We start from the raw sequence: 15497 nt of genomic DNA, 5'->3' as shown, positions 1-15497 counted from the left end.
AGGCCCGCGCGCGCGGCGGCAAAGCGGCCGTCCAGCGCGGCCGTCCCGACGGTGAAGCCGGCCGCGCCCGCGCGGCAGGCCGCCTGGATGCGGGCCGGCGTATCGAGCGAGCCAGCCACGATCACCGGCCGCGCCACGCCGCACACCTCCCGCATCAGCGCCGGCACATCCACATCGGCGCGATAGGCCAGCAGATCCAGGCCGTGCACGCCGGGCTTGGCGGCCAGCTGCCGCGCGCTGTGCGCGATCTGTTCGCGCGTGCCGCCCAGGATGCTGGGATGGCCGTGGACGCGTCCCGGAAACGGGTAATAGCGGATGCTCGAGCCGGCCAGCAGCGCCAGCGCGTCATCCACGTGCGTGCCGCCCAGCAGGCAGTCCACATCGAGTTCCAGCGCGGCGCGCACCGATGCCAGTTCGCTCTCGCGGTCCTGCGAGACCACTTCCAGGTAGCAGCGCGCGCCCGCCGCGTGGATGGCGCGCCGCAGGCGCCCCAGCACGGCCAGCGGCTGGCCGATGTCCTTGAAGCCGAGGTGGCGCACGCCGCTGGCCAGCGCGATGTCCAGGCAGGCATCGGCCGCATCGATGGTGCGGTCGTTGCGGGTCAGCATGAAAATGAAGTCGGCGGGCATGCGGGTCGCGCCAGGAGCAATGGGTTCGATCATAGTCGGGACGCTTACACGCGATGGCCGAACGCTGCGGCGTCCGGCGGGTTGGCGGCCAGCCGCAAGGCATGGTCGATGGCGGTCTGCAGGCTGGCGGGATCGGCGATGCCCTGGCCGGCGATGTCGAACGCCGTGCCGTGGTCGGGGCTGGTGCGGACAAAGGGCAGGCCGAGCGTGATGTTCACGCCCTGCTCCAGCCCCAGGTACTTGACCGGGATCAGGCCCTGATCGTGGTACTGCGCCACCACCACGTCGAAGCGGCCCTGGCGCGCCTGCATGAATACCGTGTCGCCCGGCCACGGGCCGCTGGCATCGATGCCTTCCAGGCGCGCGGCGGCAATGGCCGGGGCGATGATGCGTTGTTCCTCGTCGCCGAACAGGCCGCCTTCGCCGGCATGCGGGTTCAGCCCGGCCACCGCCACTCGCGGCGCGGCGGCGCCCAGCGCGCGGCCGCCCTGGTGCGCCAGCCGGATCGCGGACAGCTGCGCGTCGAAATCGGCGCGCTCGATGGCCTGGCGCAGCGAGCAATGGATGGTGACCAGCACGGTGGCGATGGCCCCATTGGCCAGCATCATCGCCACGCGCCCGGCGCCGCCACGTTCGGCCAGAATCTCGGTGTGGCCGGGGTAAGGCACGCCGGCCGCGGCCAGCGCTTCCTTGTGCACGGGCGCCGTGACCAGGCCGGCCACGCGGCCCTGGCGCGCCAGGTCGATGGCCAGGCAGATGGCCTGGTATGCCGCTCGGCCGGCGGCCGCATCGATCCGCCCGAATGGCGGTGGCGCGGGCATGCGCGACGATGGCAGCAGGCGGATCTCGCCGCTCTGCGCTGCGGTCCGCGCCCCGGCCACATCGTCCACCACCCGCATGCGGTGGGCCGCGCCCAGCGGCGCCAGCACGCGCGCCATCACGCCGGCATCGCCGACGACAACGCAGCAGTGCGCGTAGCGCGCCTGCAGCAAGGTCCGGGCGACGATTTCCGGCCCGATGCCGGCGGGGTCGCCCATGGTGATGGCCAGGGGCAAGGCGGGCGCGGGCAGGTCGGCCCGCGCGGTCACAGGGTTCATCGGCACAGCAGTCTCCAGGCGGCATCGCGCAATGCGCCGGGCCCGCCAAAGCCGCCCGCCTTCATGGCGATCGACAGGGGCCGGCCGGCGCACACGGCGGTCCCGGCGGGAAAGCCGGGCGCCAGTTCACAGGTCAAGGTAAAGGTGTCGATGGCCAGCGCGTCGAGCAGCGCGGCCAGCGTGTCGCCGCCAGTGGCGACCAAGCCGTCGAAGCGATGCCGCGCCATGGCGCGCCTGGCCTGCGCCACCAGCGCCGCCAGCACCGCGGCCGGTTCGGCTTGCGGCGAGCGCTGTGCGCGCAGGCAGGCCAGCGTGTCTTCGCCCGCGATCTCGTCGGCCCGGGTCGCCAGGCGCGCGCCGGCCGCCCGCAAGGCCTCGCACTGCGCCTGGCTGGCCGGGTTGGCGCTGCCGACCACGACCAGCACGCGCGCCGCGCGACGCGTCACGGCGCAAGCCCGCTGGGCCGCGCCCGCGTCCACGCATTGCGCCGCCAATGCCCGCGCCAGGCCGGGCGATCCGGCCCACAGGCATGCGCTCCCCTGCTGCCAAAGCTGCGCCACCCGCGCATCCAGCGCCCGTTGCGAACCGGCGTCCAGCACCAACACACGCGCGGCGGCGATCGCCGCGCGCAGTTGCATCGCGCTGGCGTCCTCAGGGATGACGCAGGCCGGCCCGATGTCCGGGTCGATCAGGTCGAGCAGGCGCGCGCTGCGCGCCGGATGCACCGGATCGGCGCCATAGGGACTGGCATCAACCGGCACGCCATGCACGTACTGGATCCCCTCGCGCGTCACCCGTCCCGCGTCGGCAAAGGCCGGCGCCACTACCAGCAGCAGCCGGCCGCTGGCACGCATGGCCGCCGCCAGCTCCGTCCGCACATGGCCCCTGAGCGTCGAATCCATGGTCTTGTACAGGATGCCGCGCGCCGCCAGCGCCCGGGTGGCCTGCGCCGCAACGCGGCCAGCCTGCGCTTCGGTGCGGGCCCGGCTGCCGGTGTCGACGGACAGCACGGCGTGCGCCAGGTCGTCCGGCAGGCCGCGGTGGACCCGCACCGGGCCCGAGCCACGCAGGAACGGTGCGGCGCCATCGGCGGCGCTAGTAAGGTCGTCGGCGACGATGCCGATGGCTCGGCGAAGGTTTGTCGGTGAGTTCATATTGGTGATTAAAATTCATCTCAATCACCTGGAAAATCGATCATTTTTGACGATTATTCGTGATAAAAAATCACTAATGAAACCAACCCGCCGCCCTTCACTGAATGACCTGCGCGCCTTCGAGGCGGTGGCCCGCCTGGGCTCGATGCGCGCGGCCGCCGACGAGCTGGCGCTGACCCATGGCGCGGTCAGCCGGCGCGTGGCCAAACTGGCCGACGACCTGGGCCTGCCCCTGGTGGAACCGGCTGGCCGCGGCTTGCGCGTCACCGCCGGCGGCCAGTTGCTGGCCTCGACCATGCAGCGCGCGTTGGCGCTGATCCATGACACCATCGACACCTTGCAGACGCGCGATGCGCAGCGGCCGCTGGTGCTGTCCTGCGAACGTTCTGTGGCTATGCGCTGGCTGATTCCGCGCCTGTCGGCATTTCAGGACCGGCATCCGGAGATCGAACTGCACCTGTCGGTGGGTGGCGGCCCGCTGGACTTCGCCCGCGACCAGGCCACGCTGGCGCTGCGGCGCCTGGACTTCCCGGTGCATCCAGACTGGATCATCACGCCCCTGATGGCGGAAAACATGGGTCCGGTCATGGCCCCTTCGCTGTTGCCCGCCTTCCTGGCCGGTGATTTCGTGGCGCTGTCCTCGCGCACCCGGCCACGCGCCTGGGACGATTGGCTGGCCCAGGCGCCGGGACGCCCTGCTCCGCGCGCCAGGCGCAGCCTGGATCATCATTTCCTGATGGTGGAAGCGGCCGCCGCCGGCCTGGGGGTGGCGCTCAGTCCGCGCATTCTGGCGCTGGACGACCTGCGCAGTGGCCGCCTGGTGGCGCCGCTGGATTTCGCGCCTGACGGTTCCGGCTACGCGCTGATCGAATCGCGCGCCACGCCAGCAGGCGCGGCGCCCGCGCTGGCGGCTTTGAAGCAATGGCTGGTCGACGCCGCGGCCGACGCCTGAGCGGCGCCCTGCCGGGCCGACCGGCGAGTCATGGCGCGACGGCCGCGTCCTTGTCCAGGCGCTTCATGAACACCCGCAGTTCCTTTTCCACCTGCTTGTCGCCGCGCGCCTGCGCGGCCTCCAGGCCAGCCTGCCAGGCCTGGCGCGCGCCGGCCTTGTCGCCGCGCCCCAGGCAGGCCTTGCCCAGCCATTTCCAGGCCACCGAGTAAGCCGGATCGAAGGCGAGCGAAGCACGCAAGTGCATTTCGGCGTCGTCGTAGCACGCCTGCTCGGCGTAGGCCTTGCCCAGCGAAAATCGCAACAACATGTTGTCGGTGCCCTTGGCCAACATGCTTTCCAGACGATCGATCATTTCCCGCATGGCCGGCCTCCTTTGCGCCGATTGCGCTGACTGCGATGGCACATGATAGGCCGCGGCCCGCGCATCCGCGGCAATGGCCCCGCGCCGCGCAGGGAAAGCAGCGGCGCATCGCACAAGCATCGGTTTCCTTGCGTTTCAAGCGGCGTCGCGACGGGAATGGCGGTGCGACTATCTTGTCACACGAGCAGGATGTCCGCGGGGCCGTTCGACCCGCCGCCGATCCTGACCGCCTGCTGCCGGCAGGCCCCGTCCGTCAACCAGAAAAGTATCCGCTCGATGCCGTCCTCGCGCTCCTTGCTGCGCCGTCTGGCGCCCCTGCTGCTGCCGTTGGCGGCCCTGGCGTTGTCCGCGCCGCTGCGGGCCGGCCCGGCCGCGCCCGGGCCGGCGCTCCACCCGGCGGCCTGGGATCGCCAGGCCGAGACGCGCGCGCTCGACGCCGCGCTGCTCAACCGCATCACCTGGGGCGCCACCCCCGCCGAACTGGCGCGCATACGTGAACTGGGTCCGCAGCGCTACCTGCAGGCGCAACTGCATCCCGACCCGAACGCGCGCCTGCCCGCCGCCGTGCAGCAGCGCATCGACGCGCTGTCGATCTCGCGCCAGAGCGCCGAAGACGCACACGCCGCGCAGCGCAAGCTGCGCCAGGATGCCCGCGGTGCCGCCCCTGGCCCGAAACAGCAGGCCCAGCGCGACGCCCGCGCCATTTCGCGCCAGCGCGCCGACGACACCGCCACCCGCGCCTTCTACCGCGCGTTGTACTCGCCCAACCAGTTGCAGGAGCAGATGACTTGGTTCTGGATGAACCACTTCAACGTCTACGCCGCCAAGAACGACGTCGGCACCTACATCGACCAGTACGAGGAACGCGCCATCCGCCCGCACGCGCTCGGCAAGTTCCGCGACCTGCTGGCGGCCACGCTGCGTTCGCCGGCGATGCTGGTGTACCTGGACAACACCCAGAACGCCGCCGGCCGCATCAATGAAAACTACGCGCGCGAGCTGATGGAGCTGCATACGCTGGGCGTCAAGGGCGGCTACACGCAGGCCGACGTGCAGGAGCTCGCGCGCATCCTCACCGGCCTGGGCGTGCACAACCCGGCAGGGCCGCCCAAGGTCAGGCCGGCGCTGCGCGGCCAGGTGGCGCAGGACGGCCTGTTCCTGTTCAACCCGGCGCGCCACGACTACGGCGACAAGCGGTTCCTGGGACACACCATCCACGGCGCCGGCCTGGCCGAGGTGGACGAAGCGGTGAACCTGCTGGCGCGCCATCCCGCCACCGCGCGCTTCATCAGCGCCAAGCTGGCCGCGTACTTCATGGGCGATGCGCCGCCGGCCGCGGTGGTCGACCGGATGGCCAGGACCTTCCTGGCCAGCGATGGCGACATCGCCGCCACCTTGCAGACCCTCTACGCCTCGCCCGAATTCACGCAGTCGCTCAAGATCGGCGTGTTCAAGGACCCGGTGCATTACGTGTACTCGGCCCTGCGCCTGGCCTACGCCGACCTGCCGCCCATCGCCAACCCCAGGCCGGGGCTGGCCATGCTGCGGCAATTGGGCCAGCCACTGAACCGGCGCCAGACACCCGACGGCTACCCGCTGGCGCAATCGGACTGGGCCGGTTCCGGCCAGATGACCGCGCGTTTCGAAGTGGCGCGCGCCATCGCCGCCGCGCCGCAGGCGTTTTTCCGCGAGGGCGGCGACAGGGGGCCGGTGGAACTGCCGCGCATCCCCGACCTGCTGCGCGAGCACGCTGGCGACGGCCTGTTCGCGCGCCTGTCGCCCACCACCCGCGACACCATCGCCCAGGCGCGCAACGCCAGGGACGCCAACACCTATCTGCTGGCCTCGCCCGAATTCATGCGGCGCTGAGCCGCTTGGGAGATACCTCATGCATCGCCGCCGCATCCTGCAACTCATGGCCACGGCCCCGCTCGTCTTCGGCGCCGGCCGCCTGTATGCCGCGCCGGCCGCGGCCAACAACAAGCTGCTGGTCGTCTTCATGCGCGGCGCCTACGATGCCGCCAGCCTGCTGGTGCCGGTCAACAGCGACTTCTATTACGAGTCGCGCCCCAGCATCGCCATCGCCAGGCCCGGCAGCGGCGCCGGCGCCGCCCTGCCCCTGGCCGACGGCTGGGCCCTGCACCCGGCGCTGGCCGACAGCCTGCTGCCGTTCTACCAGAAGCGCCAACTGGCCTTCGTGCCGTTCGCCGGCACCGACGACACCAGCCGCAGCCACTTCGAAACCCAGAACCGCATCGAACTCGGCCAGGGCGCGGCCAAGGACGGGAACGGCGACTTCCGCTCGGGTTTCCTGAACCGCCTGGCCGCCGCGCTTGGCGGCCCGGATGAACAGGCGGCGGCCTTCACCGCCGACGTGCCGCAAATCTTCCGCGGCGGCGCCCGCGTGCCCAACATCGACCTGGGCGGCGCCGCGCGCAAGTCGCGGCTTTCGGATGCCGACAACCGCGCCATCGCCGCCATGTACCAGCACACCGACCTGGGCGCCTCGGTGGCCGAGGGCCAGCGCATCATGGGCGCCACGCGCGCCGAGCTCGACGCGGAAATGGAAGCGGCCAGCGGCAACGCCGTGTCGGCCGGCAAGCTCGAACAGGAGGCGCGCCGCATCGGCCGCTTCATGCGCGACCGCTACAACCTCGGCTTCGTCGACGTCGGCGGCTGGGACACACACGTCGGCCAGGGCGGCGCCAGCGGCATGCTGGCCAACCGGCTCGGCCAATTGGGACGGGCGCTGGCCGGCTACGCCGAGGCCATGGGCCCGGCCTGGCGGCAGGCCACGGTGGTCGTCATCAGCGAGTTCGGCCGCACCTTCCGCGAAAACGGCAACAAGGGCACCGACCACGGCCATGGCACGGTCTACTGGGTGATGGGCGGCCACGTGCGCGGCGGCCGCATCGCCGGCCGTCAGGTCCAGGTGCGGCGCGACACCCTGTTCCAGGACCGCGACTACCCGGTGCTCAACGAGTACCGCGCGCTGTTCGCCGGCCTGTTCGCGCGTCTCTATGGCCTGGACCACCCCCGCCTGACGCAAGTGTTCCCGGGCACCACGCCGCTGGACCTGAAACTGGTCTGAACACGGACTACGGGTATACCCTTATCGGCAACAGGGATTTGCAGCGGCGCGCGCGGGCCGCTGCTCTAAAATTCGTGCTCCCTTCCCTGTCGCCGCGTCCCGAGCGCCGGCCCCCTCCCCGGTTTTCCATGCCCCTGCATCTCATCGCGCTGGCCGCCGCCGCCTTCGGCATCGGCACCAGCGAATTCGTCATCATGGGCCTGTTGCCCAACGTCGCCGCCGACCTCGGCGTCAGCATCGACATCGCCGGCCTGCTGATCACCGGCTACGCCATGGGCGTGGTGATCGGCGCGCCGATCATGGCCATCCTCACCGCGCGCCTGCCGCGCAAGGCCACGCTGATCGGCCTGGCCAGCACCTTCGTGCTGGGCAATCTGCTCTGTGCGCTGGCGCCCGGCTACGGCACGCTGATGGCCGCGCGCGTCTTCACCGCCTTCTGCCATGGCGCCTTCTTCGGCATCGGCGCGGTGGTGGCGGCCGACCTGGTGCCGCGCCACCAGCGCTCCAGCGCCATCGCGCTGATGTTCACCGGGCTGACGCTGGCCAATGTGCTGGGCGTGCCGCTGGGCACCGCGCTGGGCCAGGCGGCCGGCTGGCGCTCGACCTTCTGGGTGGTCAGCGCCATCGGCCTGGCCGCGGTGGCGGCGCTGACGGCCTGGCTGCCCGGCCGCATTCCCATGCAACCCGGCAACATCCTGCGCGAGTTCCGCGTGCTGCGCGACGTGCGGGTGTTGTGGCCGCTGCTGGCCAGCGTGCTGGCCTCGGCCGCGCTGTTCTGCGTGCTGACCTATATCGCGCCGATCCTGCGCGACATCACCGGCGTCTCCGAGCGCGGCGTGACCGGCGTGCTGCTGCTGTTCGGCGTCGCGCTCACCGTCGGCAGCACGCTCGGCGGCAAGCTGGGCGACCGCAATCTGGAAGTGTCGCTGCGCCGCATCTTCCTGGGCCTGCTGCTGGTGTTCCTGGCGCTCAGCCAGGCCATCCACGCCCTGGCGCCGATGCTGGTGATGACCTTCATCTGGGGCATGCTCGGCTTTGCCGTGGTGCCGCTGCTGCAGACGCTGATCGTGGATCAGGCGGCCGAGGCGCCCAACCTGGCCTCCACGCTGAACCAGGGCGCCTTCAACCTGGGCAACGCCGGCGGCGCCTGGCTCGGCAGCCTGGCGCTGGGCCACGGCCTGCCGCTGACCGACCTGCCGTGGATGTCGGCCGCCATCACCGCGACCGTATTGCTGCTGACCCTGTGGGGCACGCGCTACTATGGACGGCACGCCGGGATGACGCAGCCGCCGCACCCCGGCGCGCTGGCATCGTCCCGTTCCGACGCCTGATCCCAAGGAGCCCGCATGACCACGATCTACGATTTTTCGGCCCGCGACATCCACGGCGCCGATCAGCCGCTGGCCGCCTACCGCGGCCGGGTGCTGCTGGTAGTGAACGTGGCCTCGAAATGCGGCTTCACGCCGCAATACTCGGGCCTGGAGGAGCTGTACCGGAGCCTGCGTGACGACGGCCTGACGGTGCTGGGCTTTCCGTGCGACCAGTTCGGCCACCAGGAGCCGGGCAACGAAGCCGAGATCCTCGATTTCTGCGCCACGCAGTACGACGTCACTTTTCCGCTGTTCGCCAAGATCGACGTCAACGGCGCCAACGCCGACCCGCTGTACCGGTGGCTCAAGGGCGAGAAGCCCGGCGTCTTCGGTACCGAGGGCATCAAGTGGAACTTCACCAAGTTCCTGGTGGGCCGCGACGGCCAGGTGATCAAGCGCTACGCGCCCACCGACACCCCGGCCGGCCTGAAGGACGATATCGTCCGCGCCCTGGCGGCGAGCGCCGCCTGAATCGCTGCGGCCCGGCGCAAGGCTTGCGCCGGGCCATCGCAGAACACGTCGCCCAGCCGCTGCGCACTCGCCCGGTGCCGCACGCCCTCCCCGCGCGCCGCTCAGCGCAGCGGCGGCAGGCGGCGGCGCACCGTGTGCGCCTTGACGATGGCGGTATTGGTCTCGGCGAACTCGGTCACGCGTTCCAGGATGCCGTCCAGGTGCGTGATCGAGCGCAACACCACGCGCGCGATGAAACAGTCATCGCCGGTGACCTTGTCGCATTCGACGAATTCCGGAATTTCCTGGATCAGCCCTTCGACCCGCCGCAACTGCCCTGGCAGCGGCCGGATGCGCACGATCGCCTCCAGCGTGTAGCCCAGCGCCACGGGATCGACGTCCAGCGTGTAGGCGCGGATCACGCCCGATTCCTCCAGCCGCCGCAGGCGGTCGGCCACGCTCGGCGCGGACATGCCGACCTGGCGCGCCAGGTCGGCGGTGGTGGTGCGCGCATTGGCCGTCAGCATCTCCACCAGACGGCGGTCGATGCCGTCCAAGACCGGACTTTCATTCTTTAGGTCATTTTGCATAAATTCCACCTGAACGAAGGCTCAGCGACGAAATTGCCGCAGCAACATCATATAGCCGGCCCGATTGGCCTGGGATAATTTCCCCATCGAATCGCGGGCCGCACGGTCCCCTGGAGCCTTCCATGTCCCCCTCATCCGATCGCGTTGGCCTGGCCCAGATGGCCGCCGCCATGACCCTCTCCGGCACCCTGGGCGTGTTCGTCCTGGAATCCGGCCAGAGCGCCTGGAACGTGGTGTTCTTCCGCTGCGTCTTCGGCGCCCTGTCGCTGTTGCTGTACTGCTGGGCGCGCGGCCTGCTCAAGCCCGGCCTGTTCACGGCCCGCAGCTTGGCGCTGGCGCTGGCCGCCGGCGCCGCGCTGGTGCTGAACTGGGTGCTGCTGTTTTCGGCCTACCGGCTGGCGTCGATCTCGCTGGCCACCGCCGTCTACAACGTGCAGCCCTTCTTCCTCATTGGCTTGGGCGCGCTGTTCCTGGGCGAACGTCCCACGCGCGGCAAGCTGGCGTGGTCGGTGCTCGCCTTCGCCGGCCTGCTGCTGGTGCTCAAGCTCAGCAGCGACCACGGAGGCGGCGCCTACCTGTCGGGCCTGCTGCTGGGGCTGGGCGCGGCGGCGCTGTATGGCGTCACCGCCGTCATCGTCAAGCGCCTGAAAGGCATCCCGCCGCAGGTGCTGGCACTGGTGCAGGTGACGCTGGGCGCGCTGATGCTGCTGCCGATGGCCGACTTCCAGGCGCTGCCCGCCGCCCCGCTGCAATGGGGCTGCCTGGTGGCGCTGGGCCTGGTGCACACCTGCCTGATGTACATCCTGATGTACTCGGCGATCCAGAAACTGCCGACCACCTCGACCGCGGCCCTCAGCTTCATCTACCCGGCCGTGGCGATCCTGCTGGACCTGCTGGTGTATGGCCATCGCATGGACGCCACCCAGGTGCTGGGCGTGGCCATGATCTTCCTGGCGGCCGCCGGCGTCAGCCTGAACTGGCAGTGGCGCCTGCGTAGCGGCGCGCGGCCCGGCGCGGCCTGACCCGGGCGCGCGCCAAACCCGCACCGCGCCCCCGGTTATTCGACCCCGCGCCCGGCGCGCCGCTATCATGGCCGTTCCGATCCGCCGGCAACGGTCGGCGGCGCCAAGACGCAAAGGACTCCCCATGATCGATCTCTATTACTGGACCACCCCCAACGGCCACAAGATCACGATCTTCCTGGAAGAAGCCGGGCTGCCTTACCAGGTCCACCCGGTCAACATCAGCAAGGGCGACCAGTTCAAACCCGACTTCCTGGCAATCGCGCCCAACAACCGCATACCCGCCATTGTCGACCAGCAACCGGCCGACGGCGGCGCGCCGCTGTCGCTGTTCGAGTCCGGCGCCATCCTGCAATACCTGGCCGAGAAGACCGGCCGCTTCCTGCCCGCCGACCTGCGCGGCCGCGCCGAAGTCTCACAATGGCTGTTCTGGCAGATGGGTGGCCTGGGCCCCATGGCCGGCCAGAACCACCACTTCTCTGGCTACGCGCCCGAACGCATCCCCTACGCCATCGAGCGCTACGTCAAGGAAACCAACCGCCTCTACGGCGTGCTGAACAAGCGCCTGGCCGACCGCGAATTCGTTGCCGGCGACTACTCCATCGCCGACATGGCCGCCTACCCCTGGATCGTGCCGCACGCCAAGCAGGGCCAGGATCTGAACGACTTCCCGCACCTGAAGCGCTGGTTCGACGCCATCGCCGCCCGACCCGCCGTGCAGCGCGCCTACGCGCTGGCCGACCAGGTCAACACCGCCCCGTCGGTCGGCGACGAGGAATCGCGCCGCATCCTGTTCGGCCAGACGGCGCAGAACGTGCGCTGAGCGAGGCCACCATGACCGATTCCCCACTGCGGTTCCGCCGCGCGCGCGCGGCCGACCTGCCCGAAATCGTGGCCATGCTGGCCGACGACGAACTCGGCGCCAAGCGCGAAGATCCGTCGATTCCGCTCAACCCCCGCTACACTGCGGCTTTTGCCGCCATCGAGCAGGATCCGAACCAGTACTTCGCGGTGGTCGAACGCGACGCGCGCCTGATCGGCTGTTTGCAGTTATCGTTCATACCCGGCCTGTCGCGGCTGGGCCAATGGCGCGGACAGATCGAGAGCGTGCGCATCGCCTCCTCGGCGCGCGGCCAGGGCCTGGGGCGCGCCATGTTCGAGTGGGCCATCGAGCAATGCCGGGCGCAGGGATGCGCCCTGGTGCAGCTGACCACCGACCGCGCCCGGCCCGATGCCCGCCGCTTCTACGAAAGCCTGGGTTTCGTGGCCAGCCATGACGGCATGAAACTGAGCCTGTAGCGCCGTTCGCGGCGCCAGGCCCGATACACAAGGAGCGCCCATGCACGGCGAATACAAAGTCCCCGGCGGCAAGCTGGTGGTGGCGGACCTGGACGTCCGCGACGGCCGCCTGGCCGATGTCCGCATCAGCGGCGATTTCTTCCTGGAACCGCCCGAGGCCCTGGAAGCCATCAACCGCGGCCTGAACGGCCTGCCCGCCGACGCCGGCGAGCTGGAACTGGCGCTGGCGGTGCAATCGGCCCTGCCGGCCAACACCGAAATGTTCGGCTTCTCGGCCGAAGCCGTGGCGGTGGTGCTGCGAAGGGCGCTGGCATGACGCGCACCGACTGGAACGACTACGACTGGCAACTGATCCACGAAGCGCCGCAGCGGCCCGCGCTGCACATGGCGCTGGATGCCGTCATCACCGACGAAGTCGGCGCCGGCACGCGCCCGCCCACCCTGCGCATCTGGGAATGGTCGGCGCCCGCGGTCGTGATCGGCCGCTTCCAATCGCTCAGGAATGAAGTCGACCCCGACGGCGCCCAGCGCCACGGCATCGAGGTGGTGCGCCGCGTCAGCGGCGGCGGCGCCATGTTCATCGAACCCGGCAACAGCATCACCTATTCGCTGAGCGCGCCGCAGGCGCTGGTGCACGGCATGAGCTTCCAGGAAAGCTACGCCTTCCTGGACGCCTGGGTGCTGCAGGCGCTGCAGGGCCTGGGCATCAAGGCCTGGTACCAGCCGCTCAACGACATCGCCTCGGACATCGGCAAGATCGGCGGCGCCGCCCAGGCCCGCCGCGCCGGCGCGGTGCTGCACCACGTCACCATGTCCTACGACATCGACGCCGATAAAATGGTGGAAGTCTTGCGCATCGGGCGCGAGAAACTGTCGGACAAGGGCACCACCAGCGCCAAGAAGCGCGTCGACCCGCTGCGCACCCAGACCGGGCTGGCGCGCGAGGTCATCATCCAGCGCATGGTGGACACCTTCGCCAGCCTGCACCGGTTGACGCCCGGCCAGGTGGGCGCGGCCACGCTGGCCCAGGCCGAAGCCCAGGCCGCCGAAAAATTCTCCACGCCCGAATGGACCGCGGCCGTACCCTGAGGCGCCGCGGGTTGAAGTTGGATGGCCGCGCCCGCGGGCGCGGCCGGGTTTTCTGGAGGTAGTTCAATGCGTCTTCCCCGCCCCCCGCGCGGCCTTTGCGCCGCGGGTCTGGGAGCCGTCCTGCTGGCCCTGGCCGGCTGCGGCAGTTCGCCCCCCGCCAATATCACGCTGGACACCCCGGCGGCCGGCACCGCCACGCCCGAGACCATCGGCGACCTGGCCACCGAACGCATCAAGTGGGCCGCCAGCAAGCCCGGCTGCAAGGGTGACTGCCCGCGCATCGAGATCGACAGCGTGGCCTTTCCCGGCATCCCGAAGCTGAGCGCGCTGGTCGACCACGTGCTGGCCTACATGACCGGCACCGACGCCAACCGCCGCGGTCCCTACCAGACGCTGTCGGAATACACCCAGTATTTCTGGTCCACCGCGCGCCCGCGCGACGCCACCTATTTCAAGGCCAGCGTCAAGGACACGGTCGGCGACATCGTCTCGATCGAGCTGCACACCGAACAATTCCTGACCGGCGCGGCGCATGGCATTCCCGCCACCCAATACCTGAACTGGGAGCGCAGCCGCGGCCGCGTCATGGCGCTGGACGAAGCCCTGATTCCGGGGCGCCGCGCCGAGTACGTCGTCGCCCTGCGGCAGGCCCACGCTAAGTGGCTGGCCGACAACGCCGACGCCAGGCGCGACCCGGCCGCCTACAACAAGATGTGGCCGTTTCAGGAAAGCGACAACTTCGCCCTCACGCGCGACGGCATCGTGGTCAAGTACGACGCCTACTCGATCGCGCCGTACTCCTATGGCGAACCCGAACTGAGCATTCCCTACGCGGACCTGCGCGGCATCCTCAAGCCGGAACTGCTGCCCCGATCCTAGGGCGTCGCCCAAATGGAAACCGCCCCTGTCGGGGCGGTCTGTCTGTCTTCCTCACGCTCCTGCAGCGCGCCGGGCCCTCGCCCGGCGCCCGCAGGCCTTACGGATACAGGCCGCGCACCTGGCGGGCCTGCAGGATGCGCGTGCAAGCGACGATGAACGCGGCGGTGCGCAGCGTCACCTTGTGCTCCTTGGCCACCTGGGCGATCGAGCCGTAGGCTTCGCGCATGATGCGCTCCAGGCGCTGGTTGATCTCGTCCTCGCTCCAGAAGAAGCTGGAGAAGTCCTGCACCCACTCGAAGTACGACACCGTCACGCCGCCGGCGTTGGCCAGCACGTCCGGCACCACGTAGACGCCGTGTTCGGCCAGGATGTCGTCCGCTTCCGGCGTGGTCGGGCCGTTGGCGCCTTCCACGACGATCTTGGCGCGCACCTTGGCGGCGTTGTCGGCGGTGATCTGGCTTTCCAGGGCCGCCGGGATCAGGAACTCGGTTTCGAGCGTCCAGAACTCGTCCTTGTCCAGCGCCTGGCCGCCGGAAAAGCCGCCCACGCCGCCATGCTGCGACACATGCGACAGCAGCTTGTGGACGTCCAGGCCGGCGGGGTTGTGCACGGTGCCGGTGTGGTCCTGCGCCGCAATGACCTTGGCGCCGGCTTCATGGAACAGGCGGGCAGCCGTGCCGCCCACGTTGCCGAAGCCCTGCACCACCACGCGCGCCTTGGACACGTCGATGTTCAGGTCGCGCGCGGCTTCGCAACCGACCACGAACACGCCGCGGCCGGTGGCCTCGACGCGGCCCAGGCTGCCGCCCAGGGCGATCGGCTTGCCGGTCACGACGCCGGTGGCGGTCGAGCCCTCGTTCATGGAGTACGTGTCCATCATCCAGGCCATGGTCTGGGCGTTGGTGTTCACGTCGGGGGCGGGAATGTCCTTGGACGGGCCGATGATGACGCCGATTTCCGAGGTGTAGCGGCGCGTCATGCGCTCGATCTCGGATTGCGACAGCTTGCGCGGGTCGACCCGGATGCCGCCCTTGGCGCCGCCGTACGGCAGGTTGACCGCGGCGTTCTTGACCGACATCCAGGCGGCCAGCGCCATCACTTCCGACAGCGTCACGTCCTGGTGGAAACGCACACCGCCCTTACCCGGGCCGCGCGACGTATTGTGCTGCACGCGATAACCCTCGAAATGGGCCACGCTGCCATTGTCCAACTCGATCGGCACATCCACGATCAGCGAGCGCTTGGGGCGCTTCAGGGTCTCGACCCAGCGCGCCAGCGAACCGAGGTACGGCGTGACCCGGTCGACTTGTTGCAGGTAATTACCCCAGGGGCCGAGATCGTCGGCATTCAGATAAGACGGCAAGGCATGGGTGGGAGTTTGAGACATGAACACGCTCTCCTGACAAAGTTGCGCCATTTTATCCACAACCTAAACGTGTCCCCATATTTTATAAAAATATTTTTATTGGTGACACATTAATGGCATCCGATTCGCGCCTGGCGCCCAGCCTGCC

At 69.8% G+C, this 15497-nt stretch carries 17 protein-coding genes; 11 read left to right on the top strand and 6 right to left on the bottom strand.

Annotation, left to right across the window (positions count from 1 at the left end; translation table 11 throughout):
• The 3 genes from HV701_RS22045 to HV701_RS22035 all read right to left on the bottom strand — a co-directional run.
• On the bottom strand, window positions 1-662 hold a 662-nt coding region (locus tag HV701_RS22045; protein WP_217467981.1), incomplete at its 3' end, for a 4-hydroxythreonine-4-phosphate dehydrogenase.
• An 11-nt stretch (window positions 663-673) separates the two neighbouring features.
• Entirely contained in the window at window positions 674-1726 is a 1053-nt protein-coding gene (gene pdxA / locus HV701_RS22040) for a 4-hydroxythreonine-4-phosphate dehydrogenase PdxA (RefSeq protein ID WP_175135138.1), read from the bottom strand.
• On the bottom strand, window positions 1723-2880 hold the full coding sequence (locus HV701_RS22035; protein ID WP_175135137.1) for a four-carbon acid sugar kinase family protein: 1158 nt from the start codon (window positions 2878-2880) through the stop codon (window positions 1723-1725). The genes pdxA and HV701_RS22035 overlap by 4 nt, the downstream gene beginning before the upstream one ends.
• Before the next feature lie 76 nt (window positions 2881-2956).
• Here HV701_RS22035 and HV701_RS22030 point away from each other — a divergent pair, with 76 nt between their 5' ends.
• Window positions 2957-3832 carry a LysR substrate-binding domain-containing protein gene (locus HV701_RS22030; protein ID WP_175135136.1) on the top strand — a complete coding sequence of 292 codons (876 nt, stop codon included), beginning with the start codon at window positions 2957-2959 and terminating at the stop codon, window positions 3830-3832.
• Between the two features lie 28 nt (window positions 3833-3860).
• Here the strand turns inward: HV701_RS22030 and HV701_RS22025 are convergent, their stop codons facing one another.
• The gene (locus HV701_RS22025) at window positions 3861-4193 is read right to left on the bottom strand and encodes a hypothetical protein (protein WP_175135135.1); all 333 of its coding nucleotides are present in this window, start codon (window positions 4191-4193) and stop codon (window positions 3861-3863) included.
• Window positions 4194-4469: 276 nt separating this feature from the next.
• On the opposite strand from HV701_RS22025, the gene HV701_RS22020 reads away from it, so the two are divergent.
• The 4 genes from HV701_RS22020 to HV701_RS22005 all read left to right on the top strand — a co-directional run bounded on the left by HV701_RS22020 (window position 4470) and on the right by HV701_RS22005 (window position 9125).
• Complete coding sequence (locus tag HV701_RS22020; RefSeq protein WP_175135141.1) at window positions 4470-6062, top strand: DUF1800 domain-containing protein; 1593 nt, start codon at window positions 4470-4472, stop codon at window positions 6060-6062.
• A 19-nt stretch (window positions 6063-6081) separates the two neighbouring features.
• Window positions 6082-7284, top strand: coding sequence for a DUF1501 domain-containing protein (locus HV701_RS22015; protein ID WP_175135134.1), 1203 nt, complete (start codon window positions 6082-6084; stop codon window positions 7282-7284).
• 128 nt (window positions 7285-7412) lie between these two features.
• Complete coding sequence (locus HV701_RS22010; protein ID WP_175135133.1) at window positions 7413-8615, top strand: MFS transporter; 1203 nt, start codon at window positions 7413-7415, stop codon at window positions 8613-8615.
• A 15-nt stretch (window positions 8616-8630) separates the two neighbouring features.
• Window positions 8631-9125: a glutathione peroxidase gene (locus tag HV701_RS22005; RefSeq protein ID WP_175135132.1), complete on the top strand. Its 495-nt coding sequence runs from the start codon at window positions 8631-8633 to the stop codon at window positions 9123-9125.
• 101 nt (window positions 9126-9226) lie between these two features.
• On the opposite strand, the gene HV701_RS22000 is transcribed toward HV701_RS22005, so the two are convergent.
• On the bottom strand, window positions 9227-9694 hold the full coding sequence (locus HV701_RS22000; RefSeq protein WP_054504305.1) for an Lrp/AsnC family transcriptional regulator: 468 nt from the start codon (window positions 9692-9694) through the stop codon (window positions 9227-9229).
• A gap of 122 nt (window positions 9695-9816) precedes the next feature.
• Here HV701_RS22000 and HV701_RS21995 point away from each other — a divergent pair, with 122 nt between their 5' ends.
• The 6 genes from HV701_RS21995 to HV701_RS21970 all read left to right on the top strand — a co-directional run bounded on the left by HV701_RS21995 (window position 9817) and on the right by HV701_RS21970 (window position 13983).
• On the top strand, window positions 9817-10716 hold the full coding sequence (locus tag HV701_RS21995; RefSeq protein ID WP_175135131.1) for a DMT family transporter: 900 nt from the start codon (window positions 9817-9819) through the stop codon (window positions 10714-10716).
• A gap of 124 nt (window positions 10717-10840) precedes the next feature.
• Complete coding sequence (locus HV701_RS21990) at window positions 10841-11539, top strand: glutathione S-transferase N-terminal domain-containing protein (RefSeq protein ID WP_175135130.1); 699 nt, start codon at window positions 10841-10843, stop codon at window positions 11537-11539.
• Between the two features lie 11 nt (window positions 11540-11550).
• Window positions 11551-12015, top strand: a complete 465-nt coding sequence (locus tag HV701_RS21985) for a GNAT family N-acetyltransferase (RefSeq protein ID WP_175135129.1) — start codon at window positions 11551-11553, stop codon at window positions 12013-12015.
• A gap of 40 nt (window positions 12016-12055) precedes the next feature.
• Entirely contained in the window at window positions 12056-12331 is a 276-nt protein-coding gene (locus HV701_RS21980) for a lipoate-protein ligase small subunit (protein WP_175135128.1), read from the top strand.
• Complete coding sequence (locus HV701_RS21975; RefSeq protein ID WP_175135127.1) at window positions 12328-13104, top strand: lipoate--protein ligase family protein; 777 nt, start codon at window positions 12328-12330, stop codon at window positions 13102-13104. The genes HV701_RS21980 and HV701_RS21975 overlap by 4 nt, the downstream gene beginning before the upstream one ends.
• Before the next feature lie 66 nt (window positions 13105-13170).
• Window positions 13171-13983 carry an RsiV family protein gene (locus HV701_RS21970; protein ID WP_175135126.1) on the top strand — a complete coding sequence of 271 codons (813 nt, stop codon included), beginning with the start codon at window positions 13171-13173 and terminating at the stop codon, window positions 13981-13983.
• Between the two features lie 97 nt (window positions 13984-14080).
• Here the strand turns inward: HV701_RS21970 and HV701_RS21965 are convergent, their stop codons facing one another.
• Complete coding sequence (locus HV701_RS21965) at window positions 14081-15370, bottom strand: Glu/Leu/Phe/Val family dehydrogenase (RefSeq protein WP_175135125.1); 1290 nt, start codon at window positions 15368-15370, stop codon at window positions 14081-14083.
• Window positions 15371-15497: the final 127 nt, after the last annotated feature.

The sequence above is a fragment of the Achromobacter pulmonis genome, from assembly GCF_902859765.1.
Lineage (GTDB): Bacteria > Pseudomonadota > Gammaproteobacteria > Burkholderiales > Burkholderiaceae_B > Achromobacter > Achromobacter pulmonis.
Note: the sequence above shows the minus strand (reverse complement) of the source record. Positions and strands in the feature narration are given on the sequence as shown.

Bases quoted from the DNA above. Each gene is read 5' to 3' on its own strand.
- pdxA (WP_175135138.1), bottom strand. From the start codon at position 1,726: ATGAACCCTGTGACCGCGCGGGCCGACCTGCCCGCGCCCGCCTTGCCC.
- HV701_RS22035 (WP_175135137.1), bottom strand. From the start codon at position 2,880: ATGAACTCACCGACAAACCTTCGCCGAGCCATCGGCATCGTCGCCGAC.
- HV701_RS22030 (WP_175135136.1), top strand. From the start codon at position 2,957: ATGAAACCAACCCGCCGCCCTTCACTGAATGACCTGCGCGCCTTCGAG.
- HV701_RS22025 (WP_175135135.1), bottom strand. From the start codon at position 4,193: ATGCGGGAAATGATCGATCGTCTGGAAAGCATGTTGGCCAAGGGCACC.
- HV701_RS22020 (WP_175135141.1), top strand. From the start codon at position 4,470: ATGCCGTCCTCGCGCTCCTTGCTGCGCCGTCTGGCGCCCCTGCTGCTG.
- HV701_RS22015 (WP_175135134.1), top strand. From the start codon at position 6,082: ATGCATCGCCGCCGCATCCTGCAACTCATGGCCACGGCCCCGCTCGTC.
- HV701_RS22010 (WP_175135133.1), top strand. From the start codon at position 7,413: ATGCCCCTGCATCTCATCGCGCTGGCCGCCGCCGCCTTCGGCATCGGC.
- HV701_RS22005 (WP_175135132.1), top strand. From the start codon at position 8,631: ATGACCACGATCTACGATTTTTCGGCCCGCGACATCCACGGCGCCGAT.
- HV701_RS22000 (WP_054504305.1), bottom strand. From the start codon at position 9,694: ATGCAAAATGACCTAAAGAATGAAAGTCCGGTCTTGGACGGCATCGAC.
- HV701_RS21995 (WP_175135131.1), top strand. From the start codon at position 9,817: ATGTCCCCCTCATCCGATCGCGTTGGCCTGGCCCAGATGGCCGCCGCC.
- HV701_RS21990 (WP_175135130.1), top strand. From the start codon at position 10,841: ATGATCGATCTCTATTACTGGACCACCCCCAACGGCCACAAGATCACG.
- HV701_RS21985 (WP_175135129.1), top strand. From the start codon at position 11,551: ATGACCGATTCCCCACTGCGGTTCCGCCGCGCGCGCGCGGCCGACCTG.
- HV701_RS21980 (WP_175135128.1), top strand. From the start codon at position 12,056: ATGCACGGCGAATACAAAGTCCCCGGCGGCAAGCTGGTGGTGGCGGAC.
- HV701_RS21975 (WP_175135127.1), top strand. From the start codon at position 12,328: ATGACGCGCACCGACTGGAACGACTACGACTGGCAACTGATCCACGAA.
- HV701_RS21970 (WP_175135126.1), top strand. From the start codon at position 13,171: ATGCGTCTTCCCCGCCCCCCGCGCGGCCTTTGCGCCGCGGGTCTGGGA.
- HV701_RS21965 (WP_175135125.1), bottom strand. From the start codon at position 15,370: ATGTCTCAAACTCCCACCCATGCCTTGCCGTCTTATCTGAATGCCGAC.